The organism is Pseudomonas cannabina (genome assembly GCF_900100365.1).
Classification (GTDB): domain Bacteria; phylum Pseudomonadota; class Gammaproteobacteria; order Pseudomonadales; family Pseudomonadaceae; genus Aquipseudomonas; species Aquipseudomonas cannabina.
Genome location: NZ_FNKU01000003.1, coordinates 121,696 through 136,403, shown reverse-complemented (window position 1 = coordinate 136,403; position 14,708 = coordinate 121,696). Strand labels below are relative to the sequence as shown.

General features: G+C 52.3%; 19 protein-coding genes and 1 pseudogene. 13 read left to right on the top strand and 7 right to left on the bottom strand.

The window, feature by feature from the left end:
• Positions 1 to 89: 89 nt before the first annotated feature.
• From BLT55_RS29090 to BLT55_RS29045, 13 genes and pseudogenes are all read left to right on the top strand, one after another.
• Positions 90 to 263: pseudogene (locus BLT55_RS29090) on the top strand (transposase); the annotation flags it as partial.
• A 206-nt stretch (positions 264 to 469) separates the two neighbouring features.
• A complete protein-coding gene (locus BLT55_RS29085; RefSeq protein ID WP_004663854.1) occupies positions 470 to 1,573 on the top strand; it encodes an IS5-like element ISPsy19 family transposase in 1,104 nt (367 codons plus the stop codon).
• Between the two features lie 136 nt (positions 1,574 to 1,709).
• Positions 1,710 to 1,970: a hypothetical protein gene (locus BLT55_RS33090; RefSeq protein ID WP_139206508.1), complete on the top strand. Its 261-nt coding sequence runs from the start codon at positions 1,710 to 1,712 to the stop codon at positions 1,968 to 1,970.
• Positions 1,967 to 2,434 (top strand): topoisomerase C-terminal repeat-containing protein, encoded by a 468-nt coding sequence (locus tag BLT55_RS29080; protein ID WP_055002178.1) that lies wholly within the window; start codon positions 1,967 to 1,969, stop codon positions 2,432 to 2,434. Before BLT55_RS33090 ends, BLT55_RS29080 begins: the two co-directional genes overlap by 4 nt.
• A 2-nt stretch (positions 2,435 to 2,436) precedes the next feature.
• Complete coding sequence (locus BLT55_RS33085) at positions 2,437 to 2,826, top strand: hypothetical protein (protein ID WP_139206506.1); 390 nt, start codon at positions 2,437 to 2,439, stop codon at positions 2,824 to 2,826.
• A gap of 18 nt (positions 2,827 to 2,844) precedes the next feature.
• Entirely contained in the window at positions 2,845 to 3,225 is a 381-nt protein-coding gene (locus BLT55_RS29075) for a hypothetical protein (protein WP_055002177.1), read from the top strand.
• 279 nt (positions 3,226 to 3,504) lie between these two features.
• Positions 3,505 to 3,705 (top strand): hypothetical protein, encoded by a 201-nt coding sequence (locus BLT55_RS29070; RefSeq protein WP_169790208.1) that lies wholly within the window; start codon positions 3,505 to 3,507, stop codon positions 3,703 to 3,705.
• Positions 3,692 to 4,144 carry a hypothetical protein gene (locus BLT55_RS33800; protein ID WP_208601296.1) on the top strand — a complete coding sequence of 151 codons (453 nt, stop codon included), beginning with the start codon at positions 3,692 to 3,694 and terminating at the stop codon, positions 4,142 to 4,144. The genes BLT55_RS29070 and BLT55_RS33800 overlap by 14 nt, the downstream gene beginning before the upstream one ends.
• Before the next feature lie 10 nt (positions 4,145 to 4,154).
• Entirely contained in the window at positions 4,155 to 5,669 is a 1,515-nt protein-coding gene (locus tag BLT55_RS29060; protein ID WP_055002176.1) for a zeta toxin family protein, read from the top strand.
• Between the two features lie 19 nt (positions 5,670 to 5,688).
• Positions 5,689 to 6,042 carry a hypothetical protein gene (locus BLT55_RS29055; RefSeq protein WP_055002175.1) on the top strand — a complete coding sequence of 118 codons (354 nt, stop codon included), beginning with the start codon at positions 5,689 to 5,691 and terminating at the stop codon, positions 6,040 to 6,042.
• On the top strand, positions 6,043 to 6,429 hold the full coding sequence (locus BLT55_RS29050) for a hypothetical protein (protein ID WP_055002174.1): 387 nt from the start codon (positions 6,043 to 6,045) through the stop codon (positions 6,427 to 6,429).
• A 234-nt stretch (positions 6,430 to 6,663) separates the two neighbouring features.
• Positions 6,664 to 6,969: a hypothetical protein gene (locus tag BLT55_RS33795; RefSeq protein WP_208601295.1), complete on the top strand. Its 306-nt coding sequence runs from the start codon at positions 6,664 to 6,666 to the stop codon at positions 6,967 to 6,969.
• A 173-nt stretch (positions 6,970 to 7,142) separates the two neighbouring features.
• On the top strand, positions 7,143 to 12,077 hold the full coding sequence (locus tag BLT55_RS29045) for an Eco57I restriction-modification methylase domain-containing protein (RefSeq protein ID WP_223862789.1): 4,935 nt from the start codon (positions 7,143 to 7,145) through the stop codon (positions 12,075 to 12,077).
• A gap of 42 nt (positions 12,078 to 12,119) precedes the next feature.
• Here the strand turns inward: BLT55_RS29045 and BLT55_RS29040 are convergent, their stop codons facing one another.
• The 7 genes from BLT55_RS29040 to BLT55_RS29015 form a co-directional block, all read right to left on the bottom strand.
• A complete protein-coding gene (locus BLT55_RS29040) occupies positions 12,120 to 12,461 on the bottom strand; it encodes a hypothetical protein (RefSeq protein ID WP_074801820.1) in 342 nt (113 codons plus the stop codon).
• A 79-nt stretch (positions 12,462 to 12,540) separates the two neighbouring features.
• Complete coding sequence (locus BLT55_RS29035; RefSeq protein ID WP_139206504.1) at positions 12,541 to 12,816, bottom strand: hypothetical protein; 276 nt, start codon at positions 12,814 to 12,816, stop codon at positions 12,541 to 12,543.
• 11 nt (positions 12,817 to 12,827) lie between these two features.
• Entirely contained in the window at positions 12,828 to 13,091 is a 264-nt protein-coding gene (locus BLT55_RS29030) for a hypothetical protein (protein WP_055002171.1), read from the bottom strand.
• A gap of 105 nt (positions 13,092 to 13,196) precedes the next feature.
• Positions 13,197 to 13,403, bottom strand: a complete 207-nt coding sequence (locus BLT55_RS33075; protein WP_139206503.1) for a hypothetical protein — start codon at positions 13,401 to 13,403, stop codon at positions 13,197 to 13,199.
• A gap of 37 nt (positions 13,404 to 13,440) precedes the next feature.
• Complete coding sequence (locus BLT55_RS33070) at positions 13,441 to 13,986, bottom strand: hypothetical protein (protein WP_139206500.1); 546 nt, start codon at positions 13,984 to 13,986, stop codon at positions 13,441 to 13,443.
• Positions 13,987 to 13,990: 4 nt separating this feature from the next.
• Complete coding sequence (locus BLT55_RS29020) at positions 13,991 to 14,236, bottom strand: hypothetical protein (protein ID WP_139206498.1); 246 nt, start codon at positions 14,234 to 14,236, stop codon at positions 13,991 to 13,993.
• A 20-nt stretch (positions 14,237 to 14,256) separates the two neighbouring features.
• Positions 14,257 to 14,673, bottom strand: coding sequence for a hypothetical protein (locus BLT55_RS29015; protein WP_223862788.1), 417 nt, complete (start codon positions 14,671 to 14,673; stop codon positions 14,257 to 14,259).
• Positions 14,674 to 14,708 lie beyond the last annotated feature (35 nt).

Sequence of the window (14,708 nt, the reverse complement as noted above, 5' to 3'; positions counted from 1 at the left end):
CAGCGTCTTCCTACACATCGCTATGAAGGCATGACGCCTCCTTCCAAGCGTCAGCTTGATGCATAGGCATTTTGAAATTCCTATGCATCAAGGCGCAACTGCGTGCCAAGGTCGAGCACCCCTTCCAGGTAATCAAGGTGCGCTTCAATCATCGCAAGGTTCGCTACCGTGGGCTGGAAAAGAATACAGCGCAGTTGTTCAGTTTGTTTGGGTTGGCCAATCTGATGCTGGCCAAGCGGTATTTACAACAGACGGCAGGATAAATCCGTCTGAAAGGCGGGACTGGCCCGCCTTTCAGCAAAATGAGGGCAGAAATCTGCTCGAGAAACGTAAAATAAGGCCGGCAGGTTGAAAAAAACCGGCTTGGAAATGGGGACGGTGCGAACGGGTTAATTGTTCAGCGTCTCCTTAGAGGGTGTAGACAAAATAAATTAAACTTTCACTCCCTTGTCTGAATAGCCCTCAAGCCATGCCTAAAACCGGACGTCCTCGCTCGATTGCCGCCGAGCACTATCCCGTGCTGGTGAAACTCGCTCATGCACAGCCCTATTCCAGCCAGGCCGAATTGGCGCTCGTATTCTTCGCCGAAACCGGTATCACTGCGCATCCCGACACCTTTGCAAAAGCGTTGAAAATGGCAGGGATTACGCGTGTAAAGCAGCGGGCCAAGGGAAGTTTTCAGTCACCTGAACCTAATAAAGCCTATGGCTACAATGAAACCCACCGCCGCCAACTGCCGGAGCAGCTATATCCGAGTTGCTTGACAGATACCGAGTGGGCACTGGTCGCCGACCTGTTTGAAAGCCAGGGCGGACGAGGAGTGCCACCGCTTCACTCTCGGCGCACGTTGCTGGAAGCCTGTTGCTATGTCGTACGCACGGGGTGCTCATGGCGAATGCTACCCCGCGATTTTCCTCATTGGGACAATGTCTACAAAACGTTCCGCCGGTGGAGCGCTCAAGGCAAGTTCGAGCAAATGCATGATCGCTTGCGAGCTCAATGGCGTGAGCGGGAAGAACGCGCTGACAGCCCGTCAGCAGCGATCCTGGATTCACAGTCGACCCGCAGTTCTCCTCAAGGCGGTGACAGCGGCTACGACGCAGGCAAAAAAGTGAAGGGGCGTAAACGAAGTCTGATTGTCGATACATTGGGCCTGCTGCTGGCTGTCAGTATCAGTGCTGCAAGCGTGCAGGATCGTGACGCGGCGGATGATGCGGTGGCGTACTCGAAGGAAAAATATCCGTCACTGAGCACGCTTTTTGTTGATAGTGCGTACGCAGGAAAATGGGCACAGCGCACCCATCAACTGCACGCTATCGATGTTCAAGTGATCCGTGGCCCGAATAACAGAAGAACAGGGCAATGGCACTCTGAACAAGGCGATCTATTTTCCGTGGAGCCTGTTCAGACTGGATTTGTGGTCATGCCCAAGCGATGGGTAGTGGAGCGAACTCATGCCTGGAATGAGAGAGCTCGGCGACTGATCATGCATCATGATCGCCTTTTTGCGGTAAGCGAGGCATGGGTTTGGTTGGCCGAGGCTCGAATACTCGCGCGCCGACTCACTACATGATTTTGTCTACACCCTCTTAGGGAGACGCTGATTTATTCTAAAACCCAGCTGTTGCCCCCAGATAAATCAAGGCCTCCAGAGCGTTGCAGGGACGAAAAATCGAATAAATCAGCGCCTCCTTAGGGAAGTTGTTGAGGTGGCTAAAGTCGCTGAAATGGCAGATCTTCCACCTTCACCAGGGGAGCAAATTCCTTGCCCGAATTGCTCTGGCGAGCTACAGAATAAAGGGAAACGAACTACTTGCAGCCAATGCAAATTTGTCCTCTGGCATGAAGCGTTCGGCAAGCTGCTTGGAGCAAAAGATATTGAAGCATTACTTAAGTATCCTCTGAAAAAGCCCATTTTTTTGGAGAGGAACCGGGCTGGAGCGCCTGTATTTACTGGCTTCGACTTTTGAAGAAAAGGCTTTTTCAGACCTTCCTTAAGAAGGGTGAGACACGATTACTTCAGAACTTAATTGGCCGTGAGAAAAAAACGAAATTTTCTGCACGCCTTTCATTAGATCGTACCACGGGCAAGACCAAGCCTCTCTTTGAAAATTCTGGTACTAGTACATCCAAGAGCGAGACATCCTCCAAGGAGCAAATCTTACTCGCCCCGCTTAGCTGCCCTCGATGCCCGGGCATTCTTGAAGCCACAGGGAAGACACTTGAATGTCCATCGTGCAAATTCAAAATGTTTTCTGAGTTGTTAGGCAGGGCTTTGAATGATGCTGAACTCAAAGCACTCCTCACAGATGGAATTACTGAAAAACTCAGCGGTTTTGTCAGTCCCAAAAACAAAAGTGCTTTTTCCGCAAAACTCAAGCTCAACCGTGAAGCTTGGAAGGTTGAGTTTGAGTTTGAAAAGAGGGGGAGCTGACCGTGCCTCAGATTGAGAATGCTATTGCGCACGACCTCAGCTTGGCACCTTTTCTGGATGAGTTCAGAGCATTTGTCCTTGGCCATATGAAACGAATGCCCAGTCTGGAATGGACACGGCTGCGGGTCTTGTCAGTTATGGGTGGAACGGCAGGATCTGGACTCACAGCAAGCCCTGAAGAGGTTTTGCGCACGTCATTCGGCAGTCCCGATCTCCGAATGTCGGACGTCATGAATGCTTTTGAAGACTACGCAGAGGTTATTGGAACTATCAATAATACTCCCGTTTACTATTTCTCTGGGCTTGGATATTACGCCTGGGGATTGAGCCCTGAGTCATCGCCGATACTTGATGCCTCGATCACGCACCCAAACTCACCGCCTGGTTGGTGAGAAAGAAAGGAGCAATACATGTTTATACGTTTGTTACCTCTGTTGCTTGCAATCCTTGTTGCTGGGTGCGATCAGTCGAAAAATCAGCATGAGCAGGAAGGCGTGCAACGGCTGCTGATTCAGGGAATGCACGCTGAATTTTTCAAAGTCGCTGATGGCCAAAACACCTGGTTTGAGGTTGCAATTTCGGTCGACAACAGCAAAACATTCAGGATGCCGGTTTTCTTCTCTAAAAATGGAAAGCTCGTAAAGGTTACTGACTCACAAGCCCAATCAATATTTGATAGCTGGCTTAAAGAGCGCGCCAAGAACATTGCGGCATTCGGTTCGCTTGATGAACAAAGCGGCATGAAAGATCCATTCCTCGCGCTTGATGTGAACCGTTGGGAGAAAAAATAATGTTCAACGAAGATCAGATGAAGTTTGTCCCTGCGTATTACGCCGCGAATGGTAAAGGTCAAAGAGTACCCTTCATTGTGTCGTTGATGATGGTCGATGATGAGAACAAAGCTTCATTACCACCCGCTGTCTCGGCGTCCATTGACAGAACGCTAAGGAGACGCTGATTTATTCTAAAACCCAGCTGTTGCCCCCAGATAAATCAAGGCCTCCAGAGCGTTGCAGGGACGAAAAATCGAATAAATCAGCGCCTCCCTAAGCATCACAGGAACGGAAGGGGTGGCCTTTGCGAACATTTACAACATCGAACCACTCGACCTTGTTGTTCCGGCTCACATCGACCGGGCTATGAAGATTCTCGGCGCTCTTGTGCTGTTCCGTTGCCAGAGTCCTGAAACTGCCGAAAATCTGATGGCGGTGATGAATGAAGCCTATACCCTAACCTTGGTCAAAGATAAGCAGGGCGATGCTGATGCTTAAGCAGCGGATTTGGCGTACCTGCGTGGCGATTGGCAGCTCGATCATTGGGCTTTCTTACGCAGTGCTTGCAGTTCACCACGGGTTCGACGTCCCGGGCGAGCTGGTTCATGCAGCACTGTTTCTTGCAGCAGGGATTGCTCTGCTTTACCAAACTTTCAAACGACAGCATGAGGGCTCTCTGATGCCAGGTCCATTGACCAGCCAGCAGGTTGCAGAATACGAATGCGCGATGGAAACCATCGGGAACGCACTCGCGGCACGATCACAAGCAATCCACGAGGAGAGGTCTAAGGCTGAGCCTGACCTTGTGGTTCTCTCAAAATTGCGTCAGGAGCAGGCTGAGCTCGTGCTGGAGCGTAGCAAAATATCCATAGATGACGTCGACACCATACGTCGTGTAATCGCGAACTACGGCGCCCAGGTACGGGCTAAGATTTAAGGGACTGACCATGGACGATCAGAGCAGGGGTTTAAGCGTTGAACTGGTGCAACACGTGGTTGATCGCTTTTTGGACAACTACAATGGAAATATTCAACTGAGAGCTATCGTCGTTGCGAAGCAGGAGGACATTTATGGACCAGAATTATCCCGAGAAAAAACCGGAGTCCGAATCGACGGTGCCTACCACCCAAAAAACGCCATCTTCACCATTGTCGCTTCCAATATGGGTGACGAAGGGGCCGTCCTCAGAACCTTGCGCCACGAGCTCCTCGGGCATTATGGGCTCAACACCTTCAATCCCGAAGAAAAGAGGGCGCTCCTGGATCGCGTTCTTGAAACGCGCAATGAACCAACGCTGAGCCATATTTGGGCAGAGGTTGATAATAACTACCACGATAGAAGCGAGCTGCACCGTGCAGAAGAAGTCTTCGCGTTCGTGGCGGAAGAAGAGCGGACGTTTTTAGGAAAGGCCTGGGACAGGACCCGTGCAGCGTTGCAGCAGGTACTCAAGGCCACGGGCCTTGTTGACGACAAGTCCCTTTCCATTCATGAGCTTCGTGTCGAGGCTCTCGCCGTGGCTAATGGCATCAGATCCGGCGAAAGGCATCAGCAGACTTTCCCTAAAGACGATCAATCACAGTTCAGGCTTGAGGCCGAAGAGCATCAGCTTATTTTTGAAGACATTGCCCAGCACGCTTTGATGCTCAGCAAACCGGTGCAGCAACCAGTTGCAATCATCCTCGGGGGGCAACCCGGGGCGGGGAAAGCGGCCCTCAGCAGTTATGCAACGACTGAACTGGGTGGCAATTCAATCAAGATTGACGCTGACGAGCTGCGCAAGTATCACCCCCACCTACTCAAGCTGATGCGTGAAAACGACCGTGACGCAGCGGATCTTACTCATCGTGATGCTGCAGGCTGGGCTGTGAAACTCACAAACCTGGCCATTAAAGAGCGCAGGAACCTGGTCATAGATGGAACGATGCGCGATCCAGACAGCCTGGCCAAGCTCTGCAGCAAGCTGCAATCAGCAGGGTACCGGATCGATGCTCGTGTGTTGGCCGTTAATGACCTGGTGAGCCGTCTAAGCATTCACCATCGGTACGAGTTGCAGCACGAGGCCAATGGCTTTGGGCGTTGGTCCAATCGAATCAACCACGACCTGGCCTTTGTAGGGCTGCCCCTCACTGTTGATCGTCTGGAAACCGCCAATTTGGTCGACCGAATGCACGTGACGAACCGAAGCGGCACAGACATCTACGACAACACACGTACAGCGAGTGGTTGGCAGCAAACCCCAGTCCAAGGCCGAGTACATGTGGACACTGAGCGGTCGAGAGCCTGGACGCAGGCCGAGCGATCCTCCTTCGAACTGACCCTTGATCTTGTGCAATCCAAAATGAATCGCCGGCAAGCCGGTGAGGGGGATCTCGCGGAGCTTGCGGCTATCCGGGCGGATTACAACCGCACGCTCGCACCCATCATTCGTACCAATCTCCCAAACCAAATCAAACCGCGGTAAATCCATCAGGAGCCAAGCCATGAAACCAGCCGAATTTGCTGCAAAATTAACGAAAGCTACTCCGTTTCAGCTTAAAGCTTTGGATGATGCTCACTGGAGGTATATCAGTCTCATTGGGCTTGTCTCGGATGCGGTTCCCGCAGACGTTGTGGAGGCAGACCAAAAGGCATATCCGGGTTTCATCAAGCTCAACGGCACAAAGATCGTCTTCAACGATGCTGATTGCGAAGTCTTTATGGCGTCGGTCACCGGGCTTCCCGTAGAAATGTGCGCAGCCTGGCGGGATAAAGATTTCTACACGCTGCACGGGGAAACAGCTGACGAGATGGCAGGTCGTCAGAAAAACAATCCTAAACTCTCAGGAGGATACTGAATGTCGATCCAAACTCTACCCAACCAATCAGTCACCTGGGCAGAACTCAGCGGTGTTGTTGAGGAGTTCACTGAATGGCAGCAACGCGCTGATCGAAAATTTGCTGATGAACACACGGAGCTTTTGGCTTACCTGATGGACCAGTTGCAAGCGGAAAGCGAATCACTGGTTGGCAATCCGCTCAACCATCCAGTACTCGGGTTGATCAGCCATATGAGCAGCAAAAATAATCGGATGCGTGAGCTCTTGTTTGCCTACCTTGCGATTGTGCTCTCTCAAGATCTAGAACCTGCTCGAAAGGTCATTGCTGGACAGCGACTGCAGCTACATCTTCACCCGGAATATGTGGCTGCGACCTGCTGCTACGGCGCCTCTTACAACTCCTAGAATCTCAATGAATTCGCGGACGGTCATCCTCAAATGCCGGTAAAAATTGTACTCTGTTACGCATTTCGTATAATGACTATGATACGAACTAGACGGAGTGCTATACGATGCGTAGGAAAAGGCCGTCCCACGATCAAGCCCAATTGGGCTTTGATTTCGCCTTTCAAGAAACCGTAGACGCCATAGAGACCCTCGAAGCCGGTCTCGACATCGATGACGACCAAGGAGCACAGCATGATCACAAATCAAACCCAACCGTTGGAAATCGCAAGCCGGGAACTGAGCTCGGAGACAATAAAGGCAATTCGTCAGTCTCCGTCGTTCGGCCCACAGTCTTGGAAAATTCTGGATCGTTGGGCCTTGAACAGCCCCGCGCAGTTGAGGCAACTGGAGAGCGAGGGGGAACTGACTCTGCTGGGGAAAGTGTTGGAGCAACAACGCTTGGAACTGGAAGCACTGCACAGCCTCCCAGCGGAGCACAAAACCGGCCTGACGGAGCACGAAGTGCTGGCCCTGCAGGAAGTGAACACAGAGCTTTAACACCAACCGATTACGCGATCACTGCGGCGGACTCGCTGGGTATTGGTGGGGCAAAAGCCAAGTTTCGGAACAACGTAGAGGCGATTCAGCTACTGCAGAGACTACGTGAGCAGAAGCGGGCAGCTGTACCAGCAGAACAGGCAATACTGGTCAAATATGTTGGATGGGGTGGGTTGCCTCAGGCGTTCGACCATCGTAATCCGGCTTGGCAGCAGGAGTACCAGGAACTGGGCGCGCTTCTCAGCCAAGATGAATTTGAGAAAGCCCGTCGCTCGACTCAAGATGCCCATTACACCTCTGCTGCTGTCATTGGAGGGATTTATGAGGGCATTCAGCGGCTTGGATTCCCTGGCGGTAAAATCTTCGAACCAGCTGCCGGCACTGGCAACTTCATTGGCTTGATGCCCGAAGCGCTTAGGAAGGAAAGCCAGTTTACTGCAGTGGAACTCGATCCTCTGACAGCCGAGATAGGCAAGCACCTTTACCCTACAGCTTCCTATCTCAACCGGGGCCTGCAGGATGTTGTAGTTCCCAGCGGTTATTTTGACGCGTGCGTGGCCAACCCTCCTTTCGGCTCGCAATCACTCTACGATCCCCATCACCGCGAGCTGAGCGGGTACTCCATCCACAACTACTTTCTCGCCAAATCCCTCGACAAGCTCAAGCCAGGTGGAGTGATGGGGGTAGTCGTCAGTCGCTACTTTTTGGATGCAGCGAACGGCAGAGCTCGTGAGCACATCGCTGAACAATCCCACTTCCTTGGCGCAATTCGGTTGCCAAACACTGCTTTCAAAGAGAATGCGCTGACGGAAGTCACGACCGACATTGTGTTTTTCCAGAAAGCAATGCCTGGTGAGGAAACTGACAAGCGATGGGTAAATGTCGGCGATATACGAGATCGTGAGACAGGTGCCCCCATCACCATCAACCAGTATTTCATTGAAAACCCGGGGCAGATGGTCGGTCGCATGGTCATTTCACGGAACATGCACCGAGACACAGCAGATTTGATCGGGGAGCCTGGTCGGGATCTGGCCGCTGAGATCTCCGCTCGGTTGGTAGCATTACCACGTGACGTTTACAAAGCTAATCCGTCTTCAGAAACGGTTGACGCTGCCGAGGCTAAGTCTGAACTGGTACTGCCTGAGAATCTGAAAGTCGGCTCCTACTTCATCACCGAGGCTGGCCTAATCGCTCGACGCCTTCCTGATCAGTTGGCCAAGACTGATTATCAACTGATCACACCCAAAAACGAGCGTGCAGGCGACCGAATCAAAGGCATGATCGAGGTCAGGAATGCCCTACGGACTTTGATGGCTGCAGAACAATCCGAGGGCATTGATAGCGACCTCGATCTGCACCGGACTCGACTCAACACGCTTTACGATCGGTTCATTCGAAAACATGGCCATATCAGCAGCCAGGCTAACCGTTTGGCCATGTGCGACGATCCTGAATATCCATTGTTGAATGCGCTGGAAAGCAACTACGACCGGGGCATATCAGCAGATATGGCTCGCAAGCATGAGGTGGCCGCTCGTCCTCCAAAAGCCGATAAGGCATCAATTTTCAGCCGTCGCGTGATGACGCCTCGTCAGGAAGTTCGGCACGTCGATTCAGCGACAGATGCCTTAGTCGTGTCCATGAACCAAGTCGGCCGTGTTGACCTGGAACGCATGGTTCGCCTTTGCGGACGTTCCGAAGAAGACATCATTGCTGATCTTCGGGGTTTGATTTATTTCAATCCTGGGAAGGACCGTTGGGAGACAGCGGACCAGTATTTAACAGGGAATGTGAAGGCTAAGCTTCGTGGTGCTATCAAGGCAGCAGAGCAAGACCCGCGCTTTTCGCATAACGTAGACGCCTTGCGCCCGGTCCAACCTGCAGACATCGATCCTGTCGACATCTCTGTCCAGCTGGGCTCAACCTGGGTACCTGATACCGTCGTCGATAAATTCGTTGTTCACCTGCTTGGTGATGTGCAGAGACGCATTAGCTACCAGGCAGCGCTCGGAAAGTGGATTGCTGATATTGGTCAGGGTGACAACACGACGTGTCGCGTTACCTGGGGTACGGAAGCATATCCGGCAAACAAACTGATTGAAGCGGTACTGACCAACCGATCAATTCAAGTCAAAACCGAGGTTGGCCAAGATGATCGCGGCCAACCCATCATGCAGGTAGACGAAACTCAAACCGCCGCAGCGAACCAGAAAGCGGATGAATTACGCCAAGCGTTTGTTGACTGGATCTGGGAGGACAAAGAGCAGCGGGTGGAGCTGGCCAGGCTTTACAACGACAGGTTCAATACCAATATTCCATCGCGGTACAACGGCTCTCACCTCCAGTTACCTGGTGCATCACTCGACATAACGCTGCGTCCTCATCAGAAAGATGGGATCTGGCGGGGCATTCAAGACGGAACGGCTTTGTTCGATCACGTCGTCGGTGCCGGCAAGACACTGGTGTGCGTTGGGACCGTCATGGAAAGCAAGCGTATGGGCCTTCTGAACAAGCCGATGCTTGTTGTGCCCAACCATCTGTTACTGCAATGGAAAGACGCTATCTACTCACTCTACCCAGACGCCAACGTCCTGGTTGCTGAGAAGTCAGACTTCAAAAAGGAAAACCGCGAGCGCTTGTTTGCCCGTATCGCAACGGGTGATTGGGATGCTGTCGTGGTAGCTCATAGTTCGTTCAAAAAGATCGGGATGCCTCAGGACACCCTTGAAAAATTGCTCCAGGAACAAATTAGCGACCTGAGTAATGCAATCATAGATCTCAAGAACGACCGCGGGGACCGCATCACCATCAAGGAAATGGAAAAGGCCAAAGAGCGGATGAAGGAACGGCTGGAGAAAAAAGCCGATACAGGAGCTAAAGACCAGGCAGTGACCTTTGCAGATCTGGGCGTCGACGCACTGGTTGTTGATGAGGCTCAGGAATTCAAGAACCTGTTTATTACCACGTCGCTGAGCCGGATTTCCGGTCTGGGGAACCTCACTGGTTCCGAAAAGGCCTTCGACCTGTTTGTTAAATGTCGGTACCTGCAGCAGAAGTACGACGGTCGTGGTGTATTCCTTGCTACTGGCACGCCGTTGAGCAATACCATTGCTGAGCTTTATACCGTTCAGCGGTACATGCAGTATGACGAACTGAAAGAGCGCGGAATCGTACACTTCGATGCCTGGGCTTCTACCTTCGGCCAAGTGGTCACCGGCTGGGAGCTGGATGCAACCGGTGTGAATTACCGGCTCAATTCAAGATTTTCAAGATTCCAAAATGTCCCTGAGCTGAACGCGATGTACCGAACATTTGCGGACGTCATCACCAGGGCAGATCTGCAACAACAGGCCGCAGAACGAGGAACTCGTTTTCCTGTGCCTCGGGTTAAAGGCGGTCGACCTCAAAACATCATTGTTGAACGCTCCAATGAACAAGCCCAATACATGGGGGTTCAATCCGAGGTACTGGATGATCACGGCAAGCCAATTCATCGTGCTGACGGCGGTGTTATCCGGAGCTGGAACAAAGGTTCGATCATCTACCGTATGGAACACCTCCCACGGGATCCGCGCATCGACAACCCGCTGAAGATCACCAACGACGCCAGGAAGGCGGGGCTAGATTTCCGATTGATCGATCCTGACTCTGAGGATTTCATTGGCAGCAAGGTGAATGCCTGCGTGGAAAACGTACACCGCATCTGGGAGGCGTGGGATGCTCGCCAAGGCACTCAGTTGGTATTCTGCGACCTTTCCACCCCCAAAGGAAAAAAGCGACAGGAAACCGCTCCAGAGGCCTCCCTTGACGAAGACAACGATGGGGAGGTCATCTCCATGGACGAAATCTTGGCTGGCAACGCATCGTTCAGCGTGTACGAGGAGATCCGTACGAAGCTCATCAACAAGGGCGTGCCGGCGGATCAGGTAAGATTCATCCATGAAGCCAATACGGATCTGCAAAAGTCGAAGCTTTTTGACGAAATGAATCGCGGTGATGTTCGGGTGCTGCTTGGCTCCACCACGAAAATGGGTGCAGGTACAAACGTACAACGCAGGCTGGTCGCCCTACACCACGTCGACGCCCCTTGGCGTCCAAGCGATCTTGAGCAACGTGACGGCCGAATCGAGCGTCAGGGCAACATGTTCTATGAGCAGGATCCAGAAGGTTTTGAGATCGAAATCCTGCGCTATGCCACCAAACAGACCTATGACAGCCGGATGTGGCAGACCATCGAGTACAAGGCTGCCGGCATCGAGCAGTTCCGGAAAGGGGATGGCCTTCAGCGTGTCATTGACGACGTGGCCAGCGAAGCTGCAAACGCTGCAGAGATGAAGGCCGCTGCGACCGGTAACCCGCTTATTTTTCTCCAGGTCCAACTTGCTGCTGACTTGAAGAAAGTGGAGGCGCTGTTCTCCAACTACAAGCGAAATCAACATGCCTTGGATAGGCGGATTACCTGGCTTGAAGAAGCAGACAAAAGAGCCGACAGATCGGTCGCTCGTTGGAATGGCGAGATAGCCAAACGTGATGCCGGCACAGGTTCCAGCTTCTTGTTCAAAACGGCAGCAAAGAGCTATGGTGAGGACAACAAAGACCAGCTCCTGGGCGCAATCATGGGCAGCATGAAAGTGGCCGTCGACCGCAAGGCAGAGGACACTTTCCAACGTGCGGCAATCATCCGTGTAGGCACCTACAGGGGGTTCGAGATCGATGTCTCCTGCAACCGGAACAAGATTCAGTTCACGGTTACAGGCAACGATTCGTACGAACCAGATAACCTGGTATATCGAACCGACGACAAGTTCAGCCTGCCAGGCTTCATCAGCCGCATTGATAATTTCTTGGACCGGTTAGAAGCTTGGCGCGCTGACGCTGAAAATTCGCGGATTGCGGAAAGGGAAGAGCTGGCCAAGGCCAAAATAGAGAAAGGGAAACCGTTCCAGCAGCAAAGTCGTCTGGAAAACCTGAGGGATGACTCACGTGATGTGATGACAGAGCTCAAGCTGATGCAGGCCGACGACAACTACGTCTCGACGTGGACGCCAAAGTCGATAGTGCTGCAGGGCAACGCTGCACCGGAAGTTAAGAAAATGCGGGCATAAAAGTGAATGCCCCGCTCAAGGAATGAGCGGGGCCGGCTTTTCCTACGATGCGTCAGCATGAGAAAGGCCCGACAATCGTCTTTTTACATAACCATCGACGTATTCGCACCGACGTTCCTGAATCTCGCCTAACTTGATAATCATCCCCTCAGCCTTGGTGCCGTGGACCCGCTGGAAGGTTGTAATTGCATCAGCGATCTCTGAATTCCTACTGAAATTAAGTGCGCCCATGATGGCCTCGGGTTTATCAACACCCCAGCACATGGCCACTTGAACCAGGTCAGATCCGGTGATCTTAAATCCTAGAGCCTCATAGAAAGGTACCTTACCCACGTCGCAGGACAAACCTATATGGATGTAACGCGCTTGGATCTTGGCCAGCATTTCTCGGAGGATCCCTTGCCGCCGATGTGACGCACTGACCACCGCGTAATTTATGCCACAATCTTCAGCGTAATTTATGTCAAAATCTTTTGCTTTGATGCAGCGCAGCACGATGACGAATCCGACCAAATCTCCGTTTCGCCAGGACTGCTTCAGCAAACCCTCCATAGCATCCTGTCAGCGCGTCTGAAAGATATTCCCGGACCTCAGCCACCACCTGTGCGATGCATAGGCTGCTTGTGGGGCCATGGGGCTTAACATATTTGTTGATCAGTTCGCTGTAGTTCGCACGAGCCAGCTTGATCGCCTGCTCGATGTCACCTTTGGTCAACTGGTCGGTGATCGTAAAGGGCATATTCATTCCCCCTAATTCTCCACTTGAATGCTTGGGGAATCCTTTGCGGCCTTTAGTTCAACAAAATACTGGATCAACTCTGGATCGGCCTCTGCCCATTTCAAGGCATCAGTCATTTCTCTGAAAGCACGCTGGCGGGTATCTCCCTTGCTGACACGCACCTCACGTTTTTCAATTCTCAGCACCCAAGTATTAGGGGTTTCACTGATCAGTTTTGCAGCCGAAATATCGCCGCTCTTTGACGCTAGAAGCATTCCAGTCGCTGGGCTGGCCATGTCGTAACTCCTTAGATGTGGTGAACGCCAAAGCGGCATCCCTTTATGTCCTCAGCCCCAGTTTTTTAGGTTGGGGCTTGAGTGCAGCTAACCGACTTACCGCGATTAATTCGGATGGTCGCTTGATGCTCTTTTCAGGCAATGCTCTTCCCAGCCTTTGGCGACCACGCCGTCGTCATCACCACAAACTGAGGCTTCGATTTCTGCGTTAGCACGCTCGGCGCCCTCACGTTTGGCAGTAGGGCCCAAAAAGGCAACAGTGAGCATGCAGGCCGTTGATATTGCAACAAGACAGTACAGGAAGGTTTTCATGTGACTTACCTCTCACTGGTGGCAGCGGATTTTTCTGTTACCAGAAAGAAGTCATGGGCACGGACTCGCGACGATCAAGTGCAGCTTCGTGCTTGTCATGGAAAGATCGGTACGCATCGATGTTCGTTTCGCAAAATCGCTCCAGTGCTTCAGGATCTAAGCGCGGGCTGTAGACGTGCGGCGGCTCCTGATCAGCATCTAAGAACTGTAGAGTGCCGTCCTCAAACTCGTGTAGCCAGGCCACTGTCACCAGAGTTTCAACCTCTGTGGTGAATGGCCAATCCCGGGCACCGTTAGGGTCAAATGTGAGGGCTTCAAAAAACTTGATTGCCTTCATTGCACGTTCATTGCGCGGGCCTGAGGATGGTGCTGATACCAAGACGGTTTTGCCGTCGGGATAAACTTCGAACTGGGCGTAGCAGTTCTCACAGTCTTCGGGCCTTAACGGCAGGTCGTGTTCACGAACAACACTGATCTGCGTGGCCACCGTTCCTGCGCAGTTTGGGCAAGCCACGTCCATGGTCGGCCCACAGGGCCAAAAGTTTTTTATTAGCGGATCTGCGGTGGTCTGAGGTCGGTTCATGAATTTACTCCGCTGTCCGCTCGTCACCTGGGAACTGAGCGGACAACCAACGAGCCAAATTCATAGCTTCGGTTTGCCACCGTTGACTCAGCTCCTCCAGGAGCGGAAGGTTGTTGTCATCGTTGCATGCCAGAGCTTCATTGCGTGCAATCCGGTACTGCTCAATGTCGAGCATGAGATTAGGTGAGAGAGCCAAGATCAGTCTCTTGGCTTCTGACTGCTGGCAAGCCAAGTCCTCGAGCTGTTTCATGATTGCCACCTCCATGGTTATTACTTCCAGATGTCATTCCAAAATGCAGAGTCCGTAGAGCTGGAGCTTCTGGTGTTTTGTACTGATGGTCCGCTGATATTCGTGTCACCGCTGCTGATCACAGTGCCCATTCCCGTGTTGTTAACACCGGTTTGGTTGATCGTGTCAGTCACAGCACCGTTCACCTGAGTCATGACACCATTGATTTCACCGTTTACCTGGGACACCACTCCGCGCACTTGGGAGCTCGCGATTGAGCACACCTTGTCTTTGATCATCTGCCAGATTGCCGAGAGATCAGGGAAGCTGGTCGTGCCGAATATACCGGTGATACCACCAATGCATTTTCCCAAGATATCGGATGAGGTTTTCTCAGCTGTTTCGTTAGAGTCCGCTGCTGACTGGTCACGAGACAGACCTGCTTCGCCACCGCGCATTGCCGCTTCCCCGCTGCGGCAAGTGGCTGCTTGTA

Excerpts from the sequence above, each read along its gene's own strand:
- BLT55_RS29085 (WP_004663854.1), top strand. The coding sequence starts at position 470 with ATGCCTAAAACCGGACGTCCTCGCTCGATTGCCGCCGAGCACTATCCC.
- BLT55_RS29075 (WP_055002177.1), top strand. The coding sequence starts at position 2,845 with ATGTTTATACGTTTGTTACCTCTGTTGCTTGCAATCCTTGTTGCTGGG.
- BLT55_RS33800 (WP_208601296.1), top strand. The coding sequence starts at position 3,692 with ATGCTGATGCTTAAGCAGCGGATTTGGCGTACCTGCGTGGCGATTGGC.
- BLT55_RS29060 (WP_055002176.1), top strand. The coding sequence starts at position 4,155 with ATGGACGATCAGAGCAGGGGTTTAAGCGTTGAACTGGTGCAACACGTG.
- BLT55_RS29055 (WP_055002175.1), top strand. The coding sequence starts at position 5,689 with ATGAAACCAGCCGAATTTGCTGCAAAATTAACGAAAGCTACTCCGTTT.
- BLT55_RS29050 (WP_055002174.1), top strand. The coding sequence starts at position 6,043 with ATGTCGATCCAAACTCTACCCAACCAATCAGTCACCTGGGCAGAACTC.
- BLT55_RS33795 (WP_208601295.1), top strand. The coding sequence starts at position 6,664 with ATGATCACAAATCAAACCCAACCGTTGGAAATCGCAAGCCGGGAACTG.
- BLT55_RS29040 (WP_074801820.1), bottom strand. The coding sequence starts at position 12,461 with ATGCTGGCCAAGATCCAAGCGCGTTACATCCATATAGGTTTGTCCTGC.
- BLT55_RS29035 (WP_139206504.1), bottom strand. The coding sequence starts at position 12,816 with ATGCCCTTTACGATCACCGACCAGTTGACCAAAGGTGACATCGAGCAG.
- BLT55_RS29030 (WP_055002171.1), bottom strand. The coding sequence starts at position 13,091 with ATGGCCAGCCCAGCGACTGGAATGCTTCTAGCGTCAAAGAGCGGCGAT.
- BLT55_RS33075 (WP_139206503.1), bottom strand. The coding sequence starts at position 13,403 with ATGAAAACCTTCCTGTACTGTCTTGTTGCAATATCAACGGCCTGCATG.
- BLT55_RS33070 (WP_139206500.1), bottom strand. The coding sequence starts at position 13,986 with ATGAACCGACCTCAGACCACCGCAGATCCGCTAATAAAAAACTTTTGG.
- BLT55_RS29020 (WP_139206498.1), bottom strand. The coding sequence starts at position 14,236 with ATGAAACAGCTCGAGGACTTGGCTTGCCAGCAGTCAGAAGCCAAGAGA.
- BLT55_RS29015 (WP_223862788.1), bottom strand. The coding sequence starts at position 14,673 with ATGCGCGGTGGCGAAGCAGGTCTGTCTCGTGACCAGTCAGCAGCGGAC.